15 protein-coding genes are annotated in these 25,045 nt (G+C 64.7%); 6 read left to right on the top strand and 9 right to left on the bottom strand.

The annotated features are described in order from the left end of the window. Positions 1-4: 4 nt before the first annotated feature. From JN531_RS07010 to prpB, 8 genes are all read right to left on the bottom strand, one after another. Positions 5-2,527 carry a DUF1302 family protein gene (locus JN531_RS07010; RefSeq protein WP_239795356.1) on the bottom strand — a complete coding sequence of 841 codons (2,523 nt, stop codon included), beginning with the start codon at positions 2,525-2,527 and terminating at the stop codon, positions 5-7. Positions 2,528-2,686: 159 nt separating this feature from the next. Beyond that, positions 2,687-3,724 (bottom strand): WD40/YVTN/BNR-like repeat-containing protein, encoded by a 1,038-nt coding sequence (locus JN531_RS07005; RefSeq protein WP_228348147.1) that lies wholly within the window; start codon positions 3,722-3,724, stop codon positions 2,687-2,689. A 39-nt stretch (positions 3,725-3,763) separates the two neighbouring features. Continuing rightward, positions 3,764-6,268, bottom strand: coding sequence for a DUF1302 domain-containing protein (locus tag JN531_RS07000; protein ID WP_228348146.1), 2,505 nt, complete (start codon positions 6,266-6,268; stop codon positions 3,764-3,766). 99 nt (positions 6,269-6,367) lie between these two features. Next, positions 6,368-7,729 carry a DUF1329 domain-containing protein gene (locus tag JN531_RS06995; protein WP_228348145.1) on the bottom strand — a complete coding sequence of 454 codons (1,362 nt, stop codon included), beginning with the start codon at positions 7,727-7,729 and terminating at the stop codon, positions 6,368-6,370. A gap of 109 nt (positions 7,730-7,838) precedes the next feature. Next, entirely contained in the window at positions 7,839-10,430 is a 2,592-nt protein-coding gene (locus JN531_RS06990; protein WP_228348144.1) for an efflux RND transporter permease subunit, read from the bottom strand. Between the two features lie 149 nt (positions 10,431-10,579). Next, positions 10,580-11,392 (bottom strand): MerR family transcriptional regulator, encoded by an 813-nt coding sequence (locus JN531_RS06985; RefSeq protein ID WP_228348143.1) that lies wholly within the window; start codon positions 11,390-11,392, stop codon positions 10,580-10,582. Between the two features lie 137 nt (positions 11,393-11,529). Next, positions 11,530-12,684 carry a bifunctional 2-methylcitrate synthase/citrate synthase gene (prpC, locus tag JN531_RS06980; RefSeq protein ID WP_228348142.1) on the bottom strand — a complete coding sequence of 385 codons (1,155 nt, stop codon included), beginning with the start codon at positions 12,682-12,684 and terminating at the stop codon, positions 11,530-11,532. A 20-nt stretch (positions 12,685-12,704) separates the two neighbouring features. Next, positions 12,705-13,598 (bottom strand): methylisocitrate lyase, encoded by an 894-nt coding sequence (gene prpB / locus JN531_RS06975; RefSeq protein ID WP_228348141.1) that lies wholly within the window; start codon positions 13,596-13,598, stop codon positions 12,705-12,707. Between the two features lie 145 nt (positions 13,599-13,743). On the opposite strand from prpB, the gene prpR reads away from it, so the two are divergent. Next, positions 13,744-15,306 carry a propionate catabolism operon regulatory protein PrpR gene (gene prpR / locus JN531_RS06970; protein ID WP_228348140.1) on the top strand — a complete coding sequence of 521 codons (1,563 nt, stop codon included), beginning with the start codon at positions 13,744-13,746 and terminating at the stop codon, positions 15,304-15,306. Here the strand turns inward: prpR and JN531_RS06965 are convergent. After that, the gene (locus JN531_RS06965; RefSeq protein WP_228348139.1) at positions 15,290-15,892 is read right to left on the bottom strand and encodes a methyltransferase domain-containing protein; all 603 of its coding nucleotides are present in this window, start codon (positions 15,890-15,892) and stop codon (positions 15,290-15,292) included. The two genes, prpR and JN531_RS06965, sit on opposite strands and share 17 nt — an antisense overlap. Before the next feature lie 126 nt (positions 15,893-16,018). On the opposite strand from JN531_RS06965, the gene JN531_RS06960 reads away from it, so the two are divergent. The 5 genes from JN531_RS06960 (at position 16,019) to JN531_RS06940 (ending at position 25,020) form a co-directional block, all read left to right on the top strand. Beyond that, the gene (locus JN531_RS06960; RefSeq protein WP_228348138.1) at positions 16,019-17,701 is read left to right on the top strand and encodes an alkaline phosphatase D family protein; all 1,683 of its coding nucleotides are present in this window, start codon (positions 16,019-16,021) and stop codon (positions 17,699-17,701) included. Between the two features lie 71 nt (positions 17,702-17,772). Next, on the top strand, positions 17,773-19,482 hold the full coding sequence (locus JN531_RS06955) for an alkaline phosphatase D family protein (RefSeq protein ID WP_228348137.1): 1,710 nt from the start codon (positions 17,773-17,775) through the stop codon (positions 19,480-19,482). A gap of 65 nt (positions 19,483-19,547) precedes the next feature. Further along, positions 19,548-22,343, top strand: a complete 2,796-nt coding sequence (locus JN531_RS06950) for a TonB-dependent receptor (RefSeq protein WP_228348136.1) — start codon at positions 19,548-19,550, stop codon at positions 22,341-22,343. A 45-nt stretch (positions 22,344-22,388) separates the two neighbouring features. Continuing rightward, on the top strand, positions 22,389-23,504 hold the full coding sequence (locus JN531_RS06945) for a phytase (RefSeq protein WP_228348135.1): 1,116 nt from the start codon (positions 22,389-22,391) through the stop codon (positions 23,502-23,504). Positions 23,505-23,589: 85 nt separating this feature from the next. Continuing rightward, complete coding sequence (locus tag JN531_RS06940; RefSeq protein WP_228348134.1) at positions 23,590-25,020, top strand: alkaline phosphatase PhoX; 1,431 nt, start codon at positions 23,590-23,592, stop codon at positions 25,018-25,020. Positions 25,021-25,045: the final 25 nt, after the last annotated feature.

Below are 25,045 nucleotides of genomic sequence, written 5' to 3'. Positions count from 1 at the left end.
TTCCCTAAAACTGATACTTGAAGAAGGCGCCGATATTGTCGCGGTCGCGGTACAGGTTGTTGCTGCCGCCGCCGAAGAAGGTGTTGTACGACACGGTGAAGGCAACCGACGGCCCGTAGCGGGTCTCCAGCAGCAGGTTGAGGCTCTTGCGGCCCTCGACGAAGTTGCCGGCGGGCCCTGGCGAGTTGCCGTTGATGTCGTGCGCCCAGATGAACAGCGGCTGGATGCTGATGCCCGGAAGTACCGACTCGTAGCCGATGCGGCCGACGATGCGATATCCCCAGGAGAAGGCGTCGGCATAGGCGCTGCGCGGGGTCTGATACGGATTGAATCGCAGACCATCGGGGCCGACGGTGCAGCTGGGGTTGGTGGAGCAGGCCAGCTTCGACCCATCGGCACCGCTGCCATCGGCACCGGCGCTGGCATGGGTGTAGGCGGTCAGCGGGCCTTCGATCTGCAACTCATCGAAGTCCGGCATGTTGAGCACATGGGTGGCGGCCAGTTCGTACAGCAGAATCACCTGGTCGGCGCCGATCCAGTTCTCCGACAGCCCCAGCACCCGGGTGGCACCGAGGTTGTACTGCGCCACGCGCCCGGGAATCCAGCCCTGAATGTAGCTGTTGGGCGCGTTGTTGCCGATGGCGTCGGCGCCGTAGCGATAGGGAATGAGGAAGCTGGGGAAGGAACGTGCCGAGCCGGGTGCGGCCCCGATAACCAGATTGACGGTATCGGCATAGGGATTGTTGCCGTCGGCATCTGTGAAGTCGTTACCGTCATAGAGCACATAATCGCCATCCTCGTTGAAGCCGAGACCGGCGCTGGAACCCGCACAGTTGACCTCCTCATTGTGACAGCTCGTCAAAGTGGGCCCGAAGGCGGCAAACGCGACATCCACCAGTGCCACCTGCAGCGGCACGTTGGGCCGGTACGACACCTCGCCCTGAAACGAGTACTCGCCAAAGGTGGTGGTGAAGTCGGCGCCGAACATCTTCAGATCTTCGGGGTACTCGATCAACAGCTTTGCCGAGTCGAACGGGACCACACTCGATTCGGGTTGGTTGGGCAGCGGAATCAAGAGGTTGGCCAGGCTCAGCGGATTGCCATCAACCAGCCCCAGTTCGGTGAGGGCAATCCCCGGCCGCTGCGCGCTCAGGTTCACCACATCCAGCAACAGGTTGGTCTGTCCGCGCAATGAGCTGACGGCGATCGGCATGTTCGGGCAGCGGTTCAGCAGCTCGCTGGTATTGGTGGCTGGCAGACCGTTCGCACCGGCTACCCGCGCGCAGCTGAGGTCCGTCGAGAAGAAGCTCACATACGGCAGCTTCGAGTGGTAGTTCATGAAGTAGGCGCCAAACTCGGTGCCGTTGTTGATGTTTTCCGCGTAGTACTTGAACGACACACCGTACTGGCCGGAGTCCCGTGCATCGCGGTCGGGCAGGCGCTGCGCCGACAGCGTGGTGTAGGTGATCGCGGTCAGCGGGTTGTCCAGCGGCGCGCCGACGAAGTCGGGGTCATCGGCGGCACCACCGAACGCGAGGTTGACGGTGTCCCGCTGGTTGTCAGTGCCGATGTCGACGAAGGACATGAAGCTGCCGGCGGTGGGAATCTCGATCGGCTGCCATTCCAGCTGGTAGTAGGCCTCCATGGTGATGCCGGCGAAGATCTCGGTGCTGGCACGCACCATGTTCACCGGCACGAAGAGCTCTTCGAGCAGACCGAATCCGAGGCGGTACAGCGAGTTGGCGTTGACCGGTTGCGCCTGGTTGACGCTGTTGACCACCGCCACCGTGCTCTGGCCCCAGTTCACGGTCTGACGGCCGATCCGCAGGGTCAGCGAGCGAATGTCATCCAGCGGAATGCTGGCGAAGAAGTTGGCATCCAGCAGGTCATAGCGCAGACCGATTTCGTCGGCTTCTTCCTGGCTGCGGATGTCGCGGACCACCCCGCCCGACTGATAGACCCCGTCGAAGTAGCGGTTGGAGATGCGGTCATCACCGGTGATGATCACGTCGTCCGCATTCTCGGCGGTGATCTTGTTGGGGCTGAAGGTCTCGAAATCATCGTAGTTGTGATGATCGTAGATGCCGATGCCGCGAATGAAGATGCCGTAGTTCTTCCACTTGAAGCGGAAATCGTGGCTGTACTTGAGCGGCATCTGGGTGATGTCGCCGCGGTCGTAGTTGAGGTTGCCGTCGTCGAAGTTGATCGACCCCTGCCCCGGCGCATTGGCAAGCCGCTCGGCCGGGAAGTTCTGCAGTCGGTGCAGCCCCTGGCAGCTCTGGAACACGCCACGACACAGATCCGGATCCTGGTTGCTTTTACCGATCAGGTCAGAGGCCTGATCCTGCAGGCGCCACGAGGCGCCGAAGGTCACGGTGTTGTTGAGCACCGCGTCGACGTTCTCGCCGAACAGATTGAACTGGTACTGCAAGGCGTGTGCGCTGAAACTGCCGGCGACCAGAACGGCCCCCACGGCAGACTTCAGGACACCACGCACCACCCGGGTTTCCGCGAACTTGCTCATCATGCTCTCCTCATGGTCACTGACGGCCAGTCCACCCTCTTTCGAATCGGGGTGCATCTTGGCCGGATGTCGACGGTCTGCAGTGTCAACGAATCGCTGTCACCCCGCAAACCTGCCGACGGTATTCAAAACGGTTCATAAAAACGCCTGCAGCCCGCGGCTTCAGTTCAACTGCCAGCGACGAATGCCGGTGTCACCCACGGTCACCAGCACCCCGTTGGCCAGGCCCACCGCGTCGGCATAGGCGCCGGCTTCGGTGTTGTTGCCGCCATTGTTCTGCAGGGCAACGTAGGGCAGCGCGATGTCCTGGGCGGCGGCGGCTTTCAGCCGCTGTGGCGACAACGGGGTGACACTGCCGTCGGCACCGAGGCGCTGCAGGGTGGCGTTGAGGCCGACCAGTACGAAGCTGCCATCGGCCTCGGGGACGATGCTGAAGATTGACTGCACCGAGCCGGTGGCCACTTCCGTCCACTCCCCCCCCAGTACGTCATCGGTCAGATACAGGTTGCCGCGGAGCCCGGCCACTACTGCGCCTTTTTCGCCATGTGGCGCGGCGGCGAAGAACGAACTCTCATAGGGCGACGGCAACCGCTGCCAGGTCTCGCCCTGATCTTGCGAAAGCGCCAGCATGCCCATTTCGCCGGCCAGCAACAGACTGCCATCGGCCAGTGCCGTCACCGAGTTGAGGTGGACACCCTCGTCTGCCACTTCGGAGGTTTTGGCATCCCATGTGCTGCCGCCGTCGTGCGTTTCCAGCATCAGCCCGAAAGCGCCGAAGGCGTAGACGTGCTGAGCATCAACGGCATACAGGGACAGCAGCGGCTCCTGCGTGGCATCGAAGTTCTGCAGTGCCCAGGTCTGACCGCCATCCTCGGTCTTGAGGATGGTGGCGTCATGGCCGACTGCCCAGCCGGTGGTGGCGTTGGCGAACTGCACTTCGGTAAGCAGACTGCGGACCGGCACTTCGACCTGCTTCCAGCGCTCGCTGCCGTCCTCGGCCACCAGGATATGACCCCGCGACCCCACGGCCACCAGATGATCGCCTGCCACTGCAATGGCCGTGAGCAGCGCCTGCGCTGATCGGGGTGCGATCTCCGCGACTTTCGGTGTGATGGTGTCGTCCTGCGCCCACGCCGTCGGCGACAGGGCCAGACCGACCATCACGGCCGGCAGCAAGGGGAGGCGGAAGGATCTGAGCATCGGGTTCGTGATCATCGTGAACTCTCGCAGGGGCGGCCGTCAGAACTGGTACTTGAAGAAGAAACCGAGATTGTCACGGTCGCGATACAGGTTGTTGCTGCCGCCACCAAAGAAGGTGTTGTAGGCAACGGTGAACGCATAAGAGGGCCCGTAGCGGGTTTCCAGCAGCAGGTTGAGCGCCTTGCGTCCCTCGACGAAATTGCCGGCCGGCCCGGGCGAGTTGCCGTTGATGTCATGCGCCCAGATGAACAGCGGCTGGATACTGATCCCCGGCAGCACCGACTCGTAGCCGATACGACCGACGATGCGATACCCCCAGGAGAAGGCATCGGCGTAGGCACTGCGGGGGGTCTGATAGGGATTGAAGCGAAGACCGTCGGGACCGATCGAGCACGAGGGATTGGTCGAGCACGCCAGCCGGGAGCCATCGGCACCACTGCCGTCAGCGCCGGCGCTGGCGTGGGTGTAGGCGGTCAGCGGCCCTTCGATCTGCAGCTCGTCGAAGTCCGGCATGTTGGTGACGTGGGTGGCAGCAACTTCGTAGATCAGGATCACCTGGTCGGCGCCGATCCAGTTTTCGTTGGGGCCCAGCACCCGCGTGGCGCCGAGGTTGTACTGCACCACCTTGCCCGGAATCCAGCCCTGGATGTAGCTGTTGGGCGCATTGTTGCCGATGGCGTCCGCACCGCCGCGATAGGGAATGAGGAAGCTCGGGAACGAGCGTGCCGAGCCCGGCACCGCGCCCACCACCAGGTTGATGGTGTCGGCGTAGGGGTTATTGCCGTCGGCATCGGTGAAATCGTTACCCTCGTAGAGCACGAAGTCGCCGGTTTCATCGAAGCCGAGGCCGGCCGATGAGCCGAAACAACCCACCTCTTCGTTGTGGCAACTGCCCAACACCGGCCCGAACGCCGAGAAGGCGACGTCGATCAACGCCACCTGCAGCGGCACGTTGGGTCGGTATGACAGCTCCCCCTGGAACGAGTACTCGCCGAAGGTAGTGGTGAAGTCGACTCCGAACATCTTCAGGTCTTCGGGGTATTCCAACTGCAGCTTGGCGCTGTCGAACGGCACCACGCTGGAGACTGGCTCACCCGGCCGCGGCAGCAGCAGGTTCAGCAGGCCCGGCAGGTTGCCATCGATCAGGCCGAATTCGCTCAACACGCCTGGGCGCTGCAACGCCAACGATCCGATATCGGCCAGCAGCGGCACCTGGCCACCAAGCAAGTCGAGCTGCGAGGTCGGCAAATTCGGGCAAGCCGCGAAAAGCTCGCTCGTATTGCGTGCATCCATCCCCATGGCGTTGCCGGCCGCACGCGCGCAACTGGCATCGGTGGAGAAGAAGCTGACATACGGCAGCTTCGAGTGGTAGTTCATGAAATAGGCGCCGAACTCGGTGCCGTTGTTGATGTTGTCGGCGTAGTACTTGAACGACACGCCGTACTGGCCGGAGTCGCGGGCATCACGATCCGGCAGCCGCTCGGCGGTAAGCGAGGTGCCGGTGATCAGCGCCAGCGGGTTGTCCAGCGGGCTGCCGAGAAACTCCGGGTCATCCGGCGCCTGGCCGAACGCGAGGTTGACGGTCTCGCGCTGGTTGTCGGTGCCGATATCGACAAACGACATGAAGCTGCCGGCGGTGGGAATCTCGATCGGCTGCCACTCCAGCTGATAGTAGGCCTCCATGGTGATGCCGCCGAAGATTTCGGTACTGGCACGCACCATGTTCACCGGCACGAACAGCTCTTCGAGCAGGCCGAAGCCGAGACGATACAGCGAGTTGGTATTGACCGGCTGCGCCTGATTGACGCTGTTGATCACCGCCACCGAGCTCTGTCCCCAGTTCACCGTCTGGCGCCCGACCCGCAGGGTCAGGGTGCGGATGTCATCAAGCGGAATGTTGGCGAAGAAGTTGGCATCCAGCAGGTCGTACCGCAGGCCGATCTCTTTGGCTTCGTCACGGTTGCGAATATCCCGCACCACACCGCCAGGGCCGAATACCTGGTCGAAGTAGCGGTTGGAAACGCCAGCATCACCGGTGCGCCCCACCTGACCGACGTTGGCCGAGGTGATCTTGTTGGGGCTGAAGGTCTCGAAATCATCGTAATTGTGATGATCGTAGATGCCGATACCGCGAACGAAGATGCCGTAGTTTTTCCACTTGAAGCGAAAATCATGGCTGTACTTGAACGGCATCTGGGTGATGTCGCCGCGGTCATAGTTCAGGTTGCCATCGTCGAAGTTGATCGACCCCTGGCCGGGTGCGGCGGCGAGACGCGCCGCCGGAAACGTCTGGTTGCGAAACAGACCCTGACAGGTCTGGAACTGACCCGAGCATAGCTCCGGGTTGATCGCTCCCTTGCTGATCAGGTCACTGGCCTGATCCTGCAGGCGCCAGGAAGCGCCGAAGGTGACGGTGTTGTTGAGCACAACACCCACGTTCTCACCGAGAACGTCCATATTGAATTCGAGCGCCGGGCTGGCGCCACTGGCACCGAGCAGTGCGCTTGCTAGCAACAGGCGGACGACGCGCAGACGGCCTGTCATGAAGGAAAGTGACTGCATCATGTCCCGCGTTGGAAAGAAAAAGGGATCAAGAAGAGACCCCTGGCACTCGCCCGAAGGCGAGGCCAGGGGTCACCGAAACTACTTGGAAGCGCGGGTCTGAATCGTGTTGGCTTCAAAGAAGTTTGAGGGGTAGCTCACCGTGTTGTCGTACGGCTGATCTTCGTTGCCCATGGCGGTCACGAAGTAGCGGCCCGAGTTCAGGTGGTAGATCACTTCCGGCTGGGTGGTGGTGGCCAGGATGTTGTAGTAGGTCACCAGGTTCCCTTCCTGGAACTGCATCAGCTTGCCCTGCTGGTCGTAGTTGTCGATGGCGACCACGTTCCAGCTGTCTTCGTCGATGTAGAAGCGACGGGTCTTGAAGGTGTGACGCTGATCCGGCTTGTTTTCAGCCTCGACCACCCAGACGCGATGCAGTTCATAGCGCGGCAGGTCGGGATTGACGTGGTTCGGCGCGGCGATATCGTCGTACTTGGTTTCCGGGCTGGCCATGCGATTGGAGTTGTACGGAATGTACATTTCGCGCTTGCCCACCAGCTTCCAGGTAAAGCGCTCGAGCACCCCGTTGTACATGTCGACCTGGTCGTAGAACTGATGACCATCGGTGCCTTCATACGGGTTGTCGCAGCACACCGCCGGTGCGCGGCGAATGCGCTTGAGTGCCGGCGCATACAACCAGGCGGCACGACCGTCGGTCCCGAAACCGGCCTTCTCATGCACCAGGATGTAGGTCCCGGCAATGCGCGGCGGCGCGATGGTTTCCGACAGATAGCGCAGGAAGTCGGTGCCCGGCTTCAGCGCCGGCGGATTTTCCGCTTTGGTGTTGGCGTAGAAGAAGGTGACGTCTTCGACGATCTTCGTCAGCGAGAAGTTGCCATCCTGCTGCACGATCATCTGGTTGTTGTAGCGACGCACATCTTCGCCACGCCACTTCACGCGGTGGTTCCAGATCGGCTCGGCTCCCGATTTCGGAATCGGGAAGGGGAAGCCAATCTGGCCGCCCTGCGGGTTGTCGACCCCTTCCAGAGTGGTCCGGGTCGCATTCTTCATCGTCTCGTCGAGCACGGTCTGCGGGAAGTTGACCGTGCGATGCGACTTGTAGACGTTCATCTTGTAGGTCTGCGGGAAGCGCGTCAGCAGTTCCTTGTGACCTTCGGTGAGCTTGCCGGCGTACTCCGACATGTTCTTCGAGGTGATGGTGAAGATCGGCGATTCGCCGTCAATCTCAGGGTTGTTGGGATAGATGCCCTTGAGCTCACCACGCTGTTTGGCGGGGGTCCATTCGGGGATGGTGCCGTCGGCGTTGCCGGCACGCTCGGCGCCGACCGGGGTCAGCTCCTTGCCCAGCTTGGCGGCCTCCTCGGCCGATACCGCAGCCCAGGTGGCACTCGACGCCATCACCATGGCCGCAACCGCGGTCATCTTCAGCATTGATCGTTTCATGACACGTATCCTCCTTGTGGGACCGAAACCTGGCTGTGTCGTGCCGGCTCCCGTCTGAAAAATCGCAACTATCGGGGGCAGCCGTTGCCGGCATACCCCCTTTCAAAGCTTACGCCGTCGCTGCCGTCTTGGATTCGCTGTCGTCCTTCGGCACCTTCAGCAGGAAGGCGGCGAAGGCCGGCAGCAGCACCGCGGCGGCGACCGCGTTGGCGAAGAACATCAGCGTCAGCAGAATGCCCATGTCAACCTGGAACTGCAGGTTGGAGAACAGCCAGGTGCACACGGTGGCGCCCAGCGTGAGCGCGGTGAAGATCACCGCCTTGCCGGTCTGGTGCAGGGTGTTTTCGTAGGCCTCCCGCAGCGCCATCCGCTTCTGCAGCACGTTTTCTTCGAGCACGCTGTAGATGTAGATGCCGTAGTCGACCCCGATCCCGGCGGCGAAGGCGGCGACCGCAATGTTGGAGAACTTGACCCCGATCTGCAGATACACCATCACCGCGTAGCTGACCACGTGGACCAATGCCAGTGGCACCAGCACGCAGATCAAGCCGGCAATACTGCGGAACGACAACGCCACGCAGACGCCGATGCCGAGGAACAGCCAGAGCAGCACGGTGTGCTCGGTGTCCTTGATGACGTCGTTGACCGCTGCCATCACCCCGACGTTGCCGGTGGCCAGCTGGAAGGTGACCGGTGCATCTTCCGGCAGCTCATCGCGGAAGCCGTTGATGGCCTCGATGATGACGTCGATGGTCTCGGCCTTGTGGTCCTGGGTGAAGATGAAGACCGGCATCGCGCTGCAGTCTTCGTTGAGCAGGCCGGTCGAGCTCGGGAACGGCTGCACCGTCACCACCAATGCCCCACTCTCGCGCGGCAGCGCATTGAACTTCGGATTGCTCTCGGAATAACTGCTGAACACCTGTTTCTGCAGCTTCGGCAGTGACAGCGTCGACTGCACGCCGGGGGTGTTCTCCATGCGCCAGGCGAACCGGTCCATCAGCGACACGATGCCGTGGTTGATGCAGCCATCGGCCTCGCCTTCAGCAACCACCTTGAGCACGTCGACCCCAATCGCGAAGTCTTTGACGATCTTGGCGGAGTCGAGGTTGTAACGGGCATCGGGGCGCAGCTCGGGCACACCGTCATGCAGCTCGCCGATCTTCAGGTCCTGCGCCACCCATTGGCCTGCACCCCACAGGGCAGCACCGGCCAGCAACACCACCGCCGCCACCGGCTTGCGGGTGATGTTGGACAGGCCACGCCACACGGGTGCCAGCTTGGCGTCGCGCGCGTGCTGATGCTCGCGGAACTTGGCCGGGTCCTTGAGGTTGGCGAAGGTCAGCAGACACGGCAGCAGCACCTTCTTGCAGAGCACGATCGCCACCAGGCCGAACATGGCGTTGGCCGCCATCTCGCGGATGATGTCGATGGGAATCAGGAAGATGGTGCCGAAGCCGACGAAATTGGTCGCCAACGCCGAGATGCCGGGGATCACCAGCCGCCGGTAGGTGGCCACAGCGGCATCGAAGGCATTGAGCCCATGGTCGGCGGTTTCGTTAAGCCAGAAGTTGGTGATCTGAATGCCGTGACTGGTACTGATGGCCAGCACGATGAACGGCATGAGCACGGCAAACGGGTCGAGTCCGAAACCGAACAGATGCAGCATGCCCAGTTCCCAGACCACCGCCAGAATGCCGCAGGCGGTCGGCAGAAACGCGACCTTGAACGAGCCGCAATACCAGGCGAGCAGCATCCACACCAGGAACACGGTCAGCCCGAAGTAACTGAACACCTCGACGGCGCTGTCGGCGATGTCACCGACCGCCTTGGTGAAGCCGATGATGTGGATATCGATGTTGGGGTTGTAGTCGGGGTTGGCCTCTTCCACCACCTCGACCATCGAACCGGAGATCTCGCGGGTTTCGTCACGCCCCTCGGGATCGGGCACCACAATGCTGATATCGCGGAAGTCGAACAGCACACCCCGCTCGTCGGTGTAGGTAGTGTGAACGACATCACCGGCCTTGAGCGGCGGCAGGTCTTCCTTCAGGGTGTACTGGTAGCGGGTTTCTTCGGTGAACCGGCGGCGGATGTCCTCCAGCCGGTGCGCGGTCTCGATGTAGTCCAGCTTCTCGCCGGTGACCGGGTCGCGCTCCAGCAGTTCGGAGAACACCATGGCGCCGCTGTGGTCGTTGGCGATCAGGCGGCCGACGATGCCGGCTTTCTCGACGTTGGAACGCACCCGCGCCAGCATCGCGTCGGTCGGCGTGAAGTCCGCCGGCACCACGTTGCCGCCCTGGAAGCCGCCTTCCACCACCTCCAGATACCGCACGTCCGGAGTGAAGATGGAGCTGACCCGCGAGCGATCCATCCCCGGCGTGAAGTACACCGCATCGGTGAGGGCCCGTAGCGTCTTCATGAACTCCGGGGTGTAAATGTCCCCCTCGTTCTGACTCAGCGCCACCAGCGTGGTGTTGGCGCCGCCGAACTCCTTTTCATACTGCTTGTAGATCTGGATGTAGGGATGCTGAAGCGGAATCTGCTTCTCGAACCCGGCATCGATTTTCAGATGGGTCGCCTGCCAGCCGAGGATGACCGTCAGCACCAGCATGAACCCGAGCGTGACAAAACGCCGACTGAAAATCAGCGGCTCGGTCAGCCGGACAAAGGCTTGCGCAAATGCGCCTCGCGAATCATGCATCTAGGGGCTCTCCTCAGGAACGCCAGACCCAGCAGGGCCGCATCGAAACCGACCCATACTAAAGTACGTTGTCTATCTACGCAGTATAACCAAGCGCATCAGGAATGCGTCAACCTACTGGCGCCCGGTGGTCAACGGCAGGCCTGCCGCTATGACCCCGGATGTCCGGATTGTTCTACCTCCAGCCTACCCGTGTCTGTAGGCGCTTCGCTATCACTTCCGCGGCCATTCACTTGTGCGGAACGGCCAAGATAGTCGTCAATGAACTGGTAGACCGCCCGTTCGTGCATGGTCACGAACAGCTTGCTCACCGCCGGGATGGCGGTGTCGATGATGGCGATCAGCTCGTCGGTGCTCAGTGTCTTCATGCGGTCCCGGAAGATCTCCAGCTCGTGGTCGAGCACATGGCGGGCCGCCTCCAGCACGAAATGGATGTCCCGCGGGCTGAAACCCCGCTCCAGCGCCATACCGGCATCGCGCAGGGCGATCCACAGCCGCACGATCTCCACATCGCTGATGGTCGCGACCCCCGATGCCGCCACCCCGAGGTCCCGCAGTTCCTTGCGCTCCAGCCGTGACAACCCGAAATCGCGCGCCAGTTCCGCCGGCGGCGCCGACATCGGCAACCGCCCCTGGGTGGCATTGAGTCGCTGCCGGATCCGCTGCAGCGAAGCGATCTGGCTGGCCGAGAAGGTGTCGTCGGGGTCGCGCCCGCCGCCCAGCACCATGCGGATCGCCTTCAGCGACAGGAAATGGTCACGCTGCAGCCGCTTCACCTGCCGCAGCAGGTCGAGATGCTGCTGCGAGTACCAGGCCATGTTGCGCGCACTCTTCTCCGCCGGCGGCAACAGGCCTTCGTTGATGTAAAAGCGGATGGCCTCGCGTGACACCCCGGTCTGTTCGACCAGGTCCTTGATGCGGTACGGCGGCTCCGTCCTGGGCTTGAGTGGCTGGCGCGGCATGCGCTGTCGGTCTCCTCGTGATCGGGCACGTCTATGCGGCCCTGATGGCTGGGAGCCCACTGTAACCTGCGATGCAATGCAAGCGCGCGCCGTTGCGGCTACTCAGCACTCACCCCTCGGCACTCAGGACGCTGCCCTCACGTCCGCTGGTCGATCGGCACGAACTTGAGGTTCTCCGGCCCGGTGTAGTTGGCCGACGGGCGGATGATCTTGCCGTCGATGCGCTGCTCGATGATATGCGCGCTCCAGCCTGCGGTGCGCGCAATCACGAACAGCGGCGTGAACATGGCTGTCGGGACGCCCATCATGTGGTAGCTGACGGCACTGAACCAGTCGAGGTTGGGGAACATCTTCTTGATGTCCCACATCACCGTTTCCAGCCGCTCGGCGATGTCGAACATCTTCATGCTCTGCTCTTCCTTCGACAGCTCGCGGGCGACTTCCTTGATCACCTTGTTGCGCGGATCGCTGACCGTGTAGACCGGATGGCCGAAGCCGATGACCACTTCCTTCTTCTCCACCCGTGCCTTGATGTCGGCCTCGGCCTCATCGGGGTTGTCGTAGCGCTTCTGGATCTCGAAGGCCACTTCGTTGGCGCCGCCATGCTTGGGGCCACGCAGGGCGCCGATGCCACCACAGATGGCGGAGTACATGTCGGAGCCGGTCCCGGCCACCACCCGCGAGGTGAAAGTCGAGGCGTTGAACTCGTGTTCGGCGTACAGCACCAGCGAGGTGTGCATGGCCTTGACCCAGGAATCCCGCGGCTTTTCCTGATGCAGCAGGTGCAGGAAGTGGCCGCCGATGGAATCGTCATCCGTCTCGACGTCGATGATGTTGCCGTTGTGGCTGTAGTGATACCAGTACAGCAGCATCGACCCCAGCGAGGCCATCAGCTTGTCAGCGATGTCGCGGGCGCCCGGATGATTGTGGTCATCTTTTTCCGGCAGCACACAGCCCAACACCGAGACGCCGGTGCGCATCACGTCCATCGGGTGCGCGGACGGCGGCAGCTGTTCCAGCGCCGTCTTGACCGCAGCGGGCAGACCGCGCAGGGCCTTCAGCTTGGCCTTGTAGCCCTTGAGCTCGGAACGGGTCGGCAGCTTGCCGTGGACCAGCAGATAGGCGATCTCTTCGAACTCGCAGGTAGTGGCGACATCGAGGATGTCGTAGCCACGATAGTGCAGGTCGTTGCCGGTGCGACCAACAGTGCACAGGGCGGTGTTGCCGGCGGCGGTGCCGCTCAACGCAACGGATTTCTTCGGCTTGAAACCGGGGGTGGGGGTATCGCTCATCAGTACTCTCCTGCGGGGTCTTATTTCTGCTTCGCCTGGGCGAACAGCGCGTCCAGCTTTTGCTCGTAATCGTGGTAGCCGATCACGTCGTACAGCTCCATGCGGGTCTGCATGGTATCGACCACGTTCTTCTGTGTCCCGTCGCGGCGCACCGCGTTGTACACGTTCTCGGCCGCCTTGTTCATGGCGCGGAAGGCGCTCAGCGGGTACAGCACCAGGCCGCAACCGGCATCCCGCAGCTCGTCAACGGTGAACAGCGGCGTGGCACCGAATTCGGTGATGTTGGCGAGAATCGGCACCTTCACCGCGTCGGCAAACTGGCGGTACATCTCCAGGCTGGTGATGGCTTCGGGGAAGATCATGTCGGCACCCGCTTCGACGCAGGCCACCGCCCGTTCCACCGCTTTTTCCAGGCCTTCCACCGCCAACGCATCGGTGCGGGCCATGATGACGAACTGGTCGTCGGTGCGGGCATCCACCGCCGCACGCACCCGGTCCACCATCTCGCCCTGGCTGACGATCTCCTTGTTGGGGCGATGGCCGCAACGCTTGGCGCCCACCTGATCTTCGATATGCATGGCCCCCGCGCCAGCCTTGATCAGGCTTTTCACCGTACGCGCCACATTGAAAGCCGAGCTGCCGAAGCCGGTGTCCACATCCACCAACAGCGGGGTATCGCAGACATCCGAAATGCGGCGGACGTCGATCAGGACATCTTCGAGTCCGCTGATGCCGAGATCCGGCAGCCCCAGCGAACCCGCCGCGACACCGCCGCCGGAGAGGTAGATCGCCTTGAAGCCGGCCCGTTTGGCCAGCAGGGCGTGGTTGGCATTGATGGCGCCGATCACCTGCAGCGGTTGCTCTTCGGCAAGGGCGGCGCGAAACCGGGCGCCGGCGGAAGCGGGAGTGGTCATCAGGCTCTTCCAGTTGGGGGGACGCTGTTATACCAAGTCTCGTGCCAAGCCATTGCTCTGATCGATAGCTCTTAAAATCAGTTACTTGGGAGGCACTGGCGTCGCCGATGTTTCATATTCGGAGTTTCATGTTTCATTATGCGACATGGAACGTGAAACACGAACCGCCGGTCATCGCCCCCGCATTGCCGTAGTCGCGGTGACCCGCCTGTCTGCCCTGCTCGGAGATTTGATCCCGGACTTCGACGACCGCGCGGAAATCGAACTGGTGCCGCTGGGCTTCGAGGAGGCCCTGCGCCACCTGCGGCGACAGCACGCCCAGCGGCCCTACGATGTATTGATCGCAGCCGGCTCCAACGGCGCCTACCTGCGCAGCCGCCTGCCGGTGCCCAGCGTGCTGATCCGCCCCAGTGGCTTCGACCTGATGCAGGCCCTGGCGCGCGCCCGCGCCGTGTCCGACCACATCGGCGTCATCACCCACGCCGCCGACATGCCCGCCTTCGCCGACTTCTGCCGCGCCTTCGATCTTCCTGTGTCGCAGCGCGCCTTCACCACCGCCGAAGATGCCCGGCTGCATGTTTCGGAACTGCGCGCCCAGGGGGTCGGCGCCCTGGTCGGCACCGGGCTGGTCACGGAACTGGCCGAGCAGGCCGGCATGGCCGGCATCCTGCTCTACTCCGCTGCCTCCGCGCGCGCTGCCTTCGAGCAGGCCCTGGACCTTTGCACCCTGCTCGAGCGCCCCGCTCCCAGCCGCCGTCGCGTGAGTCGGCCCCGCGATACCGACGAGGGGCCGACGTTCATCGGCGACAGCGCCGCGGCGGCGACGGTCCGGGCCCAGCTGCCGCGGCTGGCCGCCAGCGACGCCACCCTGCTGATCCTCGGCGAGAGCGGCACCGGCAAGGAGCGTGCGGCGCGCGCCGTCCATGCCCTGAGCCCGCGCGCGGCGCGCCCGTTCGTTGCCGTCAACTGCGGTGCGCTCAGCGAGACCTTGCTCGAAGCCGAACTGTTCGGCCACGACGAAGGTGCCTTTACCGGCGCCCGTCGCGGTGGCCGCGCCGGCCTCATCGAGGCCGCCCAGGGGGGCACCCTGCTGCTGGACGAGATCGGCGAAATGCCGACCGCGCTGCAAACCCGCCTGTTGCGCGTGCTGGAAGAACGCGAAGTGCTGCGCGTGGGCAGCAGCCGTCCGCTGCCGGTGGATATCCGCGTCATCGCCGCCACCCACCGCGATGTCGAAGCCGACGTCGCCAATGGCCGGCTGCGCACCGATCTCTACTACCGTCTCAACGTGTTGCGACTAGCACTGCCGCCCTTGCGCGACCGCCCGGACGACCTGCTGCCGTTGATCGCCCACCTGCAGCACGACCTGGCCGGGCCGGCCGTCCAGTTCGATGCCGCGGCGGCGACCCTGCTGCGCCAATACGCCTGGCCGGGCAACGTGCGCGAGCTGCGCAATCTGCTGGAGCGTCTACGCGTCAGCGGCAGCGAGCGGGTCGACCGGGCGGCATTGCTGCAACAGGCCCCCGAACTGGCCGGCCACCGCATACGCGAGGCCGCAGTGGCAGCACCACGCCGCCCCGGCATAGCCGACCTGGAGGCCCGTCTGGCCGCAATGGGGGGCGACCGCCAGGCGCTGGCATCAGCCCTGGGGGTGTCCCGAACCACCTTGTGGCGCTGGCTGCGGCCGCCCGCTACGCGATCGGCTTGACCGCCGACAGCTCCCACAGAAAATGGGTAGGCGGCGCGCTGCTGAGACGCCGAAGCGCGCTGCGCCATCGCTTGCGGCCGTTCCACTCGGCGCTCTCCGCGTACTTGGCGTAAGTCCAGCCGGCCCGCTGGCAGGCAAACCGGCCACGGAAGCCGTAGTGCGTCGCATACGGTGCCGCGCCGCAGAAATACGTATGGGTTTCCGCGGTGATGATGTTGACGTGGGTGGGGTCCTGGAACGCCTCGGCGCTCGGGTAGGCCGGCGTCAGCGCATAGAACTGGCCGCCCGGCTTCAGCACCCGCCAGATTTCGCCCATCAGGTCGAGAAAGGGGAACCGGGTGGCCTGGCCGTCGGGCGTCGCCAGTACCCGGGGCACATGTTCGAGAAAATCGAAGGCCGAGACCGCATCGAAATGATCCGCCGGATACGGGATCGGCGCCATGGCCAGATTGGCCACGCGCAGCTGGAATGCGGCGGGCGGCTGGGCGGGCATCACCAGATCGATCCCGTGCAGATCGTCAAACCCATACGGGTTGCGCGGATTCAGGCCACAGCCCAAATCGAGATGCCGGCCTGAACGGGGCATGGAGTCTCCTCATGACGTTGGAAGCGGGCAGACGTCGTTGCCCCGATGGCAGATCTGACGCTGCCATCATGTTGCAGCAGTATCACCTCTAGAATCGGCTTCGTCATCTCTCTTTTGGGGGCCTCCGTGGGCCGAAATCGTCAAACCCGGCATGGCTGGTCTCGCCGAACCTTTCTGCGGCGTGCCGGCGCCGCTGGTCTCGCCGCTACCGCGCTGCCGCTGGCCGGCTGCGGTGACGGCGCGGGTTCGGGGGGCTCCCCCTTCAATCACGGCGTCGCCTCCGGCGACCCGCTCACCGACCGGGTGATCCTGTGGACTCGCATCACCCCGCCGGCCGGAATGGAAGGCGATGTTCCGGGCACCGTCACGCTGGCCGAGGATCCGGCGCTGACGGTGAACCCGCGCACCCTGGCAGTAACGGCCGAGGCGGCCCGCGACTGGACGGTGAAACTCGACGCCACCGGGCTGGCCGCCGGACACACCTACTACTTCCGCTTCTCGGCACTCGGCTTCGAGTCGATCACCGGCCGTACCCGCACGGCGCCCGCCAACACCGACCGCTTGCGACTGGCGGTGGTGAGCTGTTCCAACTACCCGGCCGGCTTCTTCAACGCCTACCGCTTCATTGCCGAACGCGCCGACCTGGATGCGGTGCTGCATCTAGGTGACTACCTGTACGAGAGTGGGGGTCAGGGCAACGTCGGCCGCGCCCACCAACCGGCTGCCGAGATTCTCACGCTGGCCGACTACCGCATGCGCCATGCGCAGTACAAGGCCGACCCGGACCTGATGGCGGCTCACCGACAGCATCCGTGGATTACCGTCTGGGACGATCACGAGTCCACCAACAATTCGCGGCGCGACAGCGCCGGTAATCATACCGAGGGCGACGAGGGCATCTGGCAGATCCGCAAGGCCTGGGCGCAGCAGGCCTATGACGAGTGGATGCCGATCCGCCTGCCGGAGCCGGGCAACCCCAACCGCATCTGGCGTCACTTCCGCTTCGGCCAGTTGCTGGACCTGTGGATGCTCGACACCCGCTTGTTCGACCGGGACGACGAGCTCGGTATCGGCGACCCCGGCAACTTCGCGCCCGATCGCCGCCTGATCGGCCCGGCGCAGCGCGACTGGCTGCTGAGCGGACTGGAGACCACCGAGGCCACCTGGAAGGTGGTCGGCCAGCAGGTGATGTTCGGCCAGCTCAAGGCCACACCCCTGCCCGACCTTGGCATTCCGGTCGCGGCGCTGGCGGACCTGCCGATTCCCCTGTTCGCCAGCGGCGAGGGGCTGACCGACCTCTACGCCAACCCCGACCAGTGGGACGGCTACCAGGCCGAGCGCACCGCCATCTTCAATCATCTGGCCGACCGCAATATCGACAACTTCGTGGTGCTCACCGGTGACATCCACAGCTCCTGGGTGATGGACCTGACACCGGACCCGGAGAACCTGCTGCAGTACAACGCGCTCACCGGCAGCGGTTCGCTGGGGGTGGAGTACGTCGCCACCTCGGTGACCTCCAGCGGCTTCGATCAGCTGGAGAACGCCCCACAGCTGGCCAACGTGTTGCGGCTGCTGAACCCGCACATGCAATACGTCGAGGTCACCCGCAAGGGCTATCTGCTGCTGGACATCACCGAGGCCGAAACCGTCGGCGAGTACTGGTACGTGTCGACCATTGCCGAACCCGGCGGCAGCGAGGCCTTCGCCACGGGCTATGCCACGGCCCGCGGTGCCCGTCACGTCACGCGGCTGCCGCGTAACCGTCCCACGGTGCCGCGGGACAACCCGCCGCCGCTGGCGCCCTGAGGGCTTTGCCATCAAAGTGTCGTCACCAGCCGCTACGCTGGTGAGTTCGGAATGTTCGGGGAGAGGGGCTGATGGGGCGAATTCGCATCAAGCGTCGCGGCTGGTCACGCCGCGACTTTCTCAAGCGTGCCACCGGCGCCAGCGCGCTGGCGGCGGCGATGCCGTTCCTGCCGGGCTGCGGCAACAGCCAGGGACTGAGCCTGATCGGCGGTGACAATCCCTTCCTCCACGGCATTGCCTCCGGCGACCCGCTGACCGACCGGGTGATCCTGTGGACCCGCGTGACGCCACCGCCGACCATCGTCGGCGACATCCCCGGGACCGTCACCGTCGCCGATGACCCGGCGCTGCGGATCAACCCGCGCAGCTTCGCCACCACCGCCCTCGCGGCGCGCGACTGGACGGTGAAGCTTGATGCCACCGGCCTGCAGCCCGGCCACACCTATTACTACCGATTCTCGGCACTGGGCTTCGACTCGCCGGTCGGCCGCACCCGCACCGCACCCTCCGGCGACGTCAGCCATCTGCGGATGGCGGTGGTGAGCTGCTCCAACTTCCCCTTCGGCTTCTTCAACGCCTACCGCTTCGTCGCCCGCCGTGCCGACCTCGACGTGGTGCTGCACCTCGGCGACTACATCTATGAATATGGCGACGGTGAGTACGGTGACCTGCGCCCCTGCGAACCGCCCGGCGAGATTCTAACGCTGTCGGACTACCGCACCCGCCACGCCCAGTACAAGACCGATCCCGACCTGCAGGAAGCCCACCGCCAGCATCCGTGGATCTGTGTCTGGGACGATCACGAGACCACCGACAACTCGCGCCGCGACAGCGCCAACAACCACACCGAGGGCGTCGAAGGGGTGTGGCAGGTGCGCAAGGCCTGGGGCCAGCAGGCCTATGACGAATGGATGCCGATCCGCCTGCCCGAACCCGGTAACCCGGACCGCATCTGGCGCAGCTTCCAGTTCGGCAATCTGGTCGACCTGTGGATGCTCGATACCCGCCTGTACGATCGCGACGACGAGGTCAGCGCCATCACCAGTCCGGAGATCATCAACCCCGACCGCCGCCTGATCGGCCCGATCCAGCGCGACTGGCTGCTCGGCGGGCTGAGCGACTCCACCGCCACCTGGAAACTGATCGGTCAGCAGGTGATGTTCGGCCAGCTCAAGGCCACACCCCTGCCCGACATCAACCTGCCGCTGGCGGTGCTGGACGCGCTGCCGCTGCCGATCATCGGCGGCGACGGCATCTCCGACCTCTACGTCAATGGCGACCAGTGGGACGGCTACCAGGCAGAGCGCAGCGCCATCCTCGACCACCTGGCCACCACCGGCATCGACAACACCGTGGTGCTCACCGGTGACATCCACAGCTCGTGGGTGATGGACCTGACGCCCGACCCCGACAACCTGCTGCAGTACAACCCGCTCACCGGCGTCGGCGCGCTCGGCGTCGAGTTCGTGGCCACCTCGGTGACCTCGCCGGGGCTCGACGTCGTCCCCGGACTGACGCAGCTGCCGCAAATCCTCAACGCGCTGCGCCTGGCCAACCCGCACATGAAATACATCGAGGGCACCCGCCGCGGCTACCTGCTGCTCGACATTACCCCCGAGCGCACCGTTGGCGAGTACTGGTACGTCTCGACCGTCACCGAGCCCGGCGGTGACGAAAGTTTCGCCACCGCCTATGCAGTGGCCGCCGGCGACAACCACCTCACGCCCGGCGCCCTCGACACCCCCACAGAGGCGCTGCCGGCCCCGGACCCCGCACCCTGACGCTGTCATCGGGCTGCAACCCGCAGCCCCTACGGTCCCCCGGTTATTTCAACTGGGGAGTGGGCATGCAGGGGATCAAGCGACTGACCGTGGCCGGCGCGCTGTGCGCGCTGGCGAGCACCGCGATCGCTCAGGACACGGGCAGCATCAGCGGTCGCGTCACCGATGCCAGCGGCGATATCGCGTTCGAAGGGGCACGGATCCGGATTCAGGGCCTGGCCGCGGAAGCGGTCAGTGCCCGCGATGGTCGCTTCAGCTTCCCTGCGCTGCCGCCCGGTGACTACCGTCTGGTCATCACCTACCTCGGCGCGCCGGAAAAGGTCGCCGACGTACAACTGACCTCCGGTGAGCGCGAGCGGGTGTTCATCACGCTCGGTAGCGAGGCGACCCGCATGGAGAACGTGCTGGTGGTCGGCCAGGTGGCAGGCCAGGCGGCGGCGCTCAACCAGGCGCTCAATGCCGACGGCCTGAAGGACGTCATCTCGGCGGACGCCATCGGCCAGTTCCCCGACCAGAACGTGGCGGAGGCGCTGGCACGCGCACCCGGGCTGTCGCTGTTCCGCGATCAGGGCGAGGGGCGCTTTCTGGTGGTGCGTGGCATCGACCCCGCGTTCACCGCCACCACCGTCAACGGCCTGCGGGTCCCGGCACCGGAAGGCGGCACCCGCCAGGTCAACCTCGACGTGATCTCGTCCGATCTGCTGGAAAGCGCCGAGATCCAGAAGACCAACCTGCCGGACATGGACGGCGATACCGTCGGCGGCACCATCGAACTCAAGACCGCCACCGCCTTCGATCGCGGCAACACGCTGAGCCTGAGGGCCGAGGGCAGCTACAACGAACAGAATGACGAGACCAGCCCCAAGCTGGCCGCCAGCCTCACCCGGCTGCTGTCGCTCGGCGGCAAGGTGAACAACGTCGGCGTGTCGGCGGCGGTCAGCTGGTTTGAACGGGACTTCGGCTCCGAAGGCGTGGAAACACCGGGGTTCGAAGAGCTGGAAGGCCCGACGGGTGACGTCCTCGGCCTTGAGGAGGCCGAGCAGCGCGACTACACCATCACCCGCGAACGCCTCAGCGCCGCCCTCAATTTCGACTGGCGCCCCAGTGCCGACCTCGACCTCTACTGGCGCAACCTCTACAGCGACTTCAGCGATGACGAAGTGCAGCTGTCGAACGTGTACGGCTTCGGCGAAGGTGACATCACCGCGCTCGACGGTCGCGTCGGCCAATTCGCCGGCATCGAGGTGGAAAAACTCGACGAGGCGCGAAAGGAAACCCAGACCATCCTCAGCACCCTGCTCGGTGCGCAGCAGCGCATCGATCGCTGGACCCTCGACTACCGGCTCGGCTATTCGCTGGCAGAAGAGGACAATCCCGGCGAGTTCAATGCCGCCTTCGTCGGCGAGGACATCGCCGCCGCCTACGACCTCGGTAATCGCGAGATCCCGCTGCTGGGCGGCACCAGCGCCGTCTATTTCGACCCCGCCACCTATGAACTGGACGAGATCGAACGCGGCGACAGCCTGATCGAGGACGACGAGCTGCAACTCGCCTTCGACGCCCAACGCGATCTCGACTGGGGCCGGGCCCCGGGGTTCTGGAAGGCGGGCATCAAATACCGCAGCCGCACCAAAACCAGCGACATCGACGTGCAGGTGTTCGACGGCTTCGGTGATGACTACACCCTGGCCGATTTCGCCGCACAGACGGTGGACTACCGGCTCGGCAACTGGGGTCCGATCAGTGCCCGCAACGCAGTCCGTGCATTCGCCGACGCCAATCAGGGCGACTTCGAGCTGGATGCCGACGGATCGGCCATCGACTCCCGTCTGGAAGACTACCGGGTCGAAGAGGACGTGCTGGCCGGCTATCTGATGGCGCAGGCCAATTGGGGCGCACTTCGGGTCACCGGCGGCGTCCGCGTCGAACGCACCGACTATGCCGCCCGCGGCATCGAAGCGGCGGTGGACGAGGAAAACGGCAGCGGCGACCCGACCTTCACCGCGCAGGCCTTCGAGCGGCAGTTCACCGATGTGTTGCCGAGCGTGGCGGTGCGCTACGAAGTGCGCGAAAACCTGGTGGTCCGCGGCGGCTACTCCCACACGCTGGCACGCCCCACATTCGAGGCGGCGGCGCCGTTCGCCAATATCGAGATCGAGGAGGACGACGGCGAGTTTGAACGTGCCGCCGAGCTCGGAAACCCGGCGCTGGACCCACTGCAGGCGCAGAATCTCGACCTCGCCATCGCCTGGTATCCCGGCAGCGTGTCGGTGCTGTCGGCCGGAGTGTTCTACAAGCGGCTGAAAGACTTCTTCGTACAGTCCGACATCGCCGGCGAACCCGGCCCCTACGCCGATTTCGACGAAGCCTTCATCGTGCTCAACGGCGACACCGCGACGCTCTATGGCCTCGAGCTCAATGCCGTACGTCAGCTTGACCGTCTGCCGGCACCCTGGAACGGCCTGCTGATCAGTGCCAACCTCACCCTCACCGACGGCGAGGCAACGCTGCCCTTCCGTGATCAGAAGGTGCCGCTGCCCCGGCAGTCGGAAACCCTGGGCAATGTCGCCATCGGCTTTGAAGATGCGCGCTGGTCACTGCGGCTGGCCGCCAACTACCGCAGCGAATTTCTCGACGAGATCAACGAACTCGATGACCCCACCTTCGACCGGTATGCCGACAGCCATCTGCAGTACGACTTCAGTGGCCGCTACCGCGTCAGCGAGACCTGGCAGGTGTACCTGAATGCCGTCAACCTCAGCGATGAACCGTTCTACGCCTACTTCGCCGACCGGGCATTCAACTCGCAGTACGAGGAATACGGACGTACCTTCGAGCTGGGCGTGAAGGCCAGCTTCTGAGCGGGTCGCCTACACTGGCTGCATTCCATTCCACCGGAGACCGACATGATGTCCACCCGCACCCTTCTCGGCAGCCTGCTGCTGACCACCTGCCTCAGCGCCTGTTCCGGCATGCCGAGCCTGCCGACGCTGGGCAGTGCCGACACCGATCCGCCACTGCCGGCCTATGCCGGGCTGGTGACGCTCAGCGAGCGCTACCTGACAGAACGTGATCCGGAGGACAACGTCGACTCCGTCGCCACCTGGCACGGCCCAGGCGGCGAACACTGGCTGCTGGCCACCGCCAAGGAAACCGACCACCTGTTGGTGTATCAGGCCAGCAACGGCAGCCTGCTGCGCAAGGTCGGTGGCAGTGGTCGCGAGGTGGGCCAGCTCGACCGCCCCAACGGCGTTTCCGTGATCGGCAACCTCGCCTTCGTGGTGGAACGCGACAACGCCCGGGTCCAGGTGTTCTCGCTGCCCGACTTCCGTTCGCTGCTGATCTTCGGCAACGGCGAGGAACAGCGGCTGGTGAAGCCCTATGGTCTGTGGGTGCAGACCATGCCCGGCGGTGGCTTCCACGTGTATGTCACCGACAACTACGAGACCGAGGACGGCCAGATCCCGCCTGATGGACAACTCGGCCGCCGCATCAAACAGTACGCCGTCAGCGAGAGTGCGGTCGGCTGGGCCGCTCGGCCGATTCGCGCCTTCGGTGAAACCACCGGCCCCGGCCGCCTCAAGGTGGTGGAGTCGATCTGGGGCGATGCCATGACCGGCCGCCTGATGGTGGCCGACGAGGAGGAGTACAACGAGCGGCGCATCAAGGTCTACGGCTTCAACGGCCGCTTCGCTGACCGCACCCTGGGCGGCGGCGTGTTCCGCGCCCAGCCGGAAGGGCTCTCGCTCTACACCTGCGAGGGTGATCGCGGCTACTGGATCGCCACCGATCAGGCCCACATCGGCAACTACTTCCACTTCTTCGACCGACGCACCCTCGACTACCGTGGCACCTTCGAGGGCGCGGTGACCCGCAACACCGACGGCATCTGGTTGACCCAGACCGGCTTCCCCGGCTTCCCCGGCGGCGCGTTCTTCGCCGTCCACGATGACGGTAACGTGGCGGCCTTCGACCTCAACGAGATCGTCGACCGGCTGGGGCTGGCGCGCTGCGGCAACTGAGGGCAGTCGACGGCGGTGATTTCATCCGCCTGCAATCGGCGTGATGCAATCTCCGACGTTGACCGTTCTTCTCGACCCGACTGCCATGTCCGACCTGCCCGCCGTGGATGCCACCCGTCGCAGCCTGCTGCGCCACCTGTTTCTGACCGCCGGCGCGGTCAGCACGCCGGCCTGGGTGCAGGCCTGCGGCGGCGACAGCGCCATCGCCGCCGGTGAACCGACACCGCCGTTGATGGGCGACAGCCGTCTGGCCCTGCAGCCGGGTCCGCTGGCCAACATCGGTCCGCTGGTGGATGCGGGTATCGACAACATGCTGATCCCCGAGGGCTTCTCCGCCCGCGTGGTGGCGCGCCACCGCAGCAATCCGGTCACTGGCAACTTCGATCCCCTCGGCGCCAGCGGGTACGTCTGGCACGAAGCGCCCGACGGCGGCGCCGTGTTCCCGGCACCCGATGGCGGCTGGGTCTATGTTTCCAACAGCGAACGGGGCATCGGCACCACCAGCGGCTCATCGCGTGACGGCGGGGTCGGTGCGCTGCGCTTCAACGCCGACGGCGAGGTGGTCGATGCCTACCGCATCCTCGACGGCACCCGCCGCAACTGCGCCGGTGGTGCCACCCCGTGGCACACCTGGATCTCCTGCGAGGAAACCGGTGACGGCTATGCGTGGGAGTGCTTCCCCTTCGGCGGCGTCGACGATGCCCGACGCCTCGACGCACTGGGACAGTTCAACAAGGAAGCCGCCGCCGTCGACCTGCCGACCCGCACGGTCTACCAGACCGAAGATGCCGGCAACGGTCGCTTCTACCGGTTCGTCTGTGAGGAAAGCGACCTCGTCAGCGACGACGGCCAGCACCGTCTGCAGATGGCGCGCGGCCGCCTGCAGGTGCTCAATGTCGAAGGCTTCGAGGATGACGGATACATCGCCGACGATGCCGAGGCCCGCACCCTGCGTCGCGTCCACTGGGTGGATGTGGTGCAGGCCGACCAGCCGCAGGGCACGGTGCGCAATCAGCTCGCTGACGCCGGCGAACCCATCCCCGGTACCCAGTTCCGCGGTGGCGAAGGGCTGTGGATTCACCCTCTTCCCGCTGCGCTGCAGGCCGTACCGCCGGGCGGCCGCGTGCCCACCCGCGCCGTCGCCTTCTTCGCCTGCAAGGGCGACAACCGCGTCTACGCCTACGACATCGACAACGATCTGATCCAGACCGTGTTCGACAACACCGCCATCGATCCCGCCTTCGACGATGTCGACAACGTGGTGGTGAGCCCGATGGGCGATGTGCTGGTGGCCGAAGACGGCGATGCCATGCGGCTCATCGTCATCGTCCCCGGCGGCGAGGCCAAGGTGCTGATGCAGATCACCAGCGGCGGCTCCGAGATCACCGGCCCCGCCTTCACGCCGGATGGCTCACGCCTCTACTTCAGCTCCCAGCGCGGCCCCACCGTGCCGCTGCTGCGCAATGGCACTGGCGCGACCTATGAGATCACGATTCCCGAGGCGTTTCGGGCCTAGGGGCGCCTGCACACCGGGAATGGGG

The organism is Flagellatimonas centrodinii, from assembly GCF_016918765.2.
In the GTDB taxonomy this organism is placed as follows: Bacteria; Pseudomonadota; Gammaproteobacteria; order Nevskiales; family Nevskiaceae; genus Polycyclovorans; species Polycyclovorans centrodinii.
This window is presented reverse-complemented; position numbering and strand designations above follow the sequence as displayed.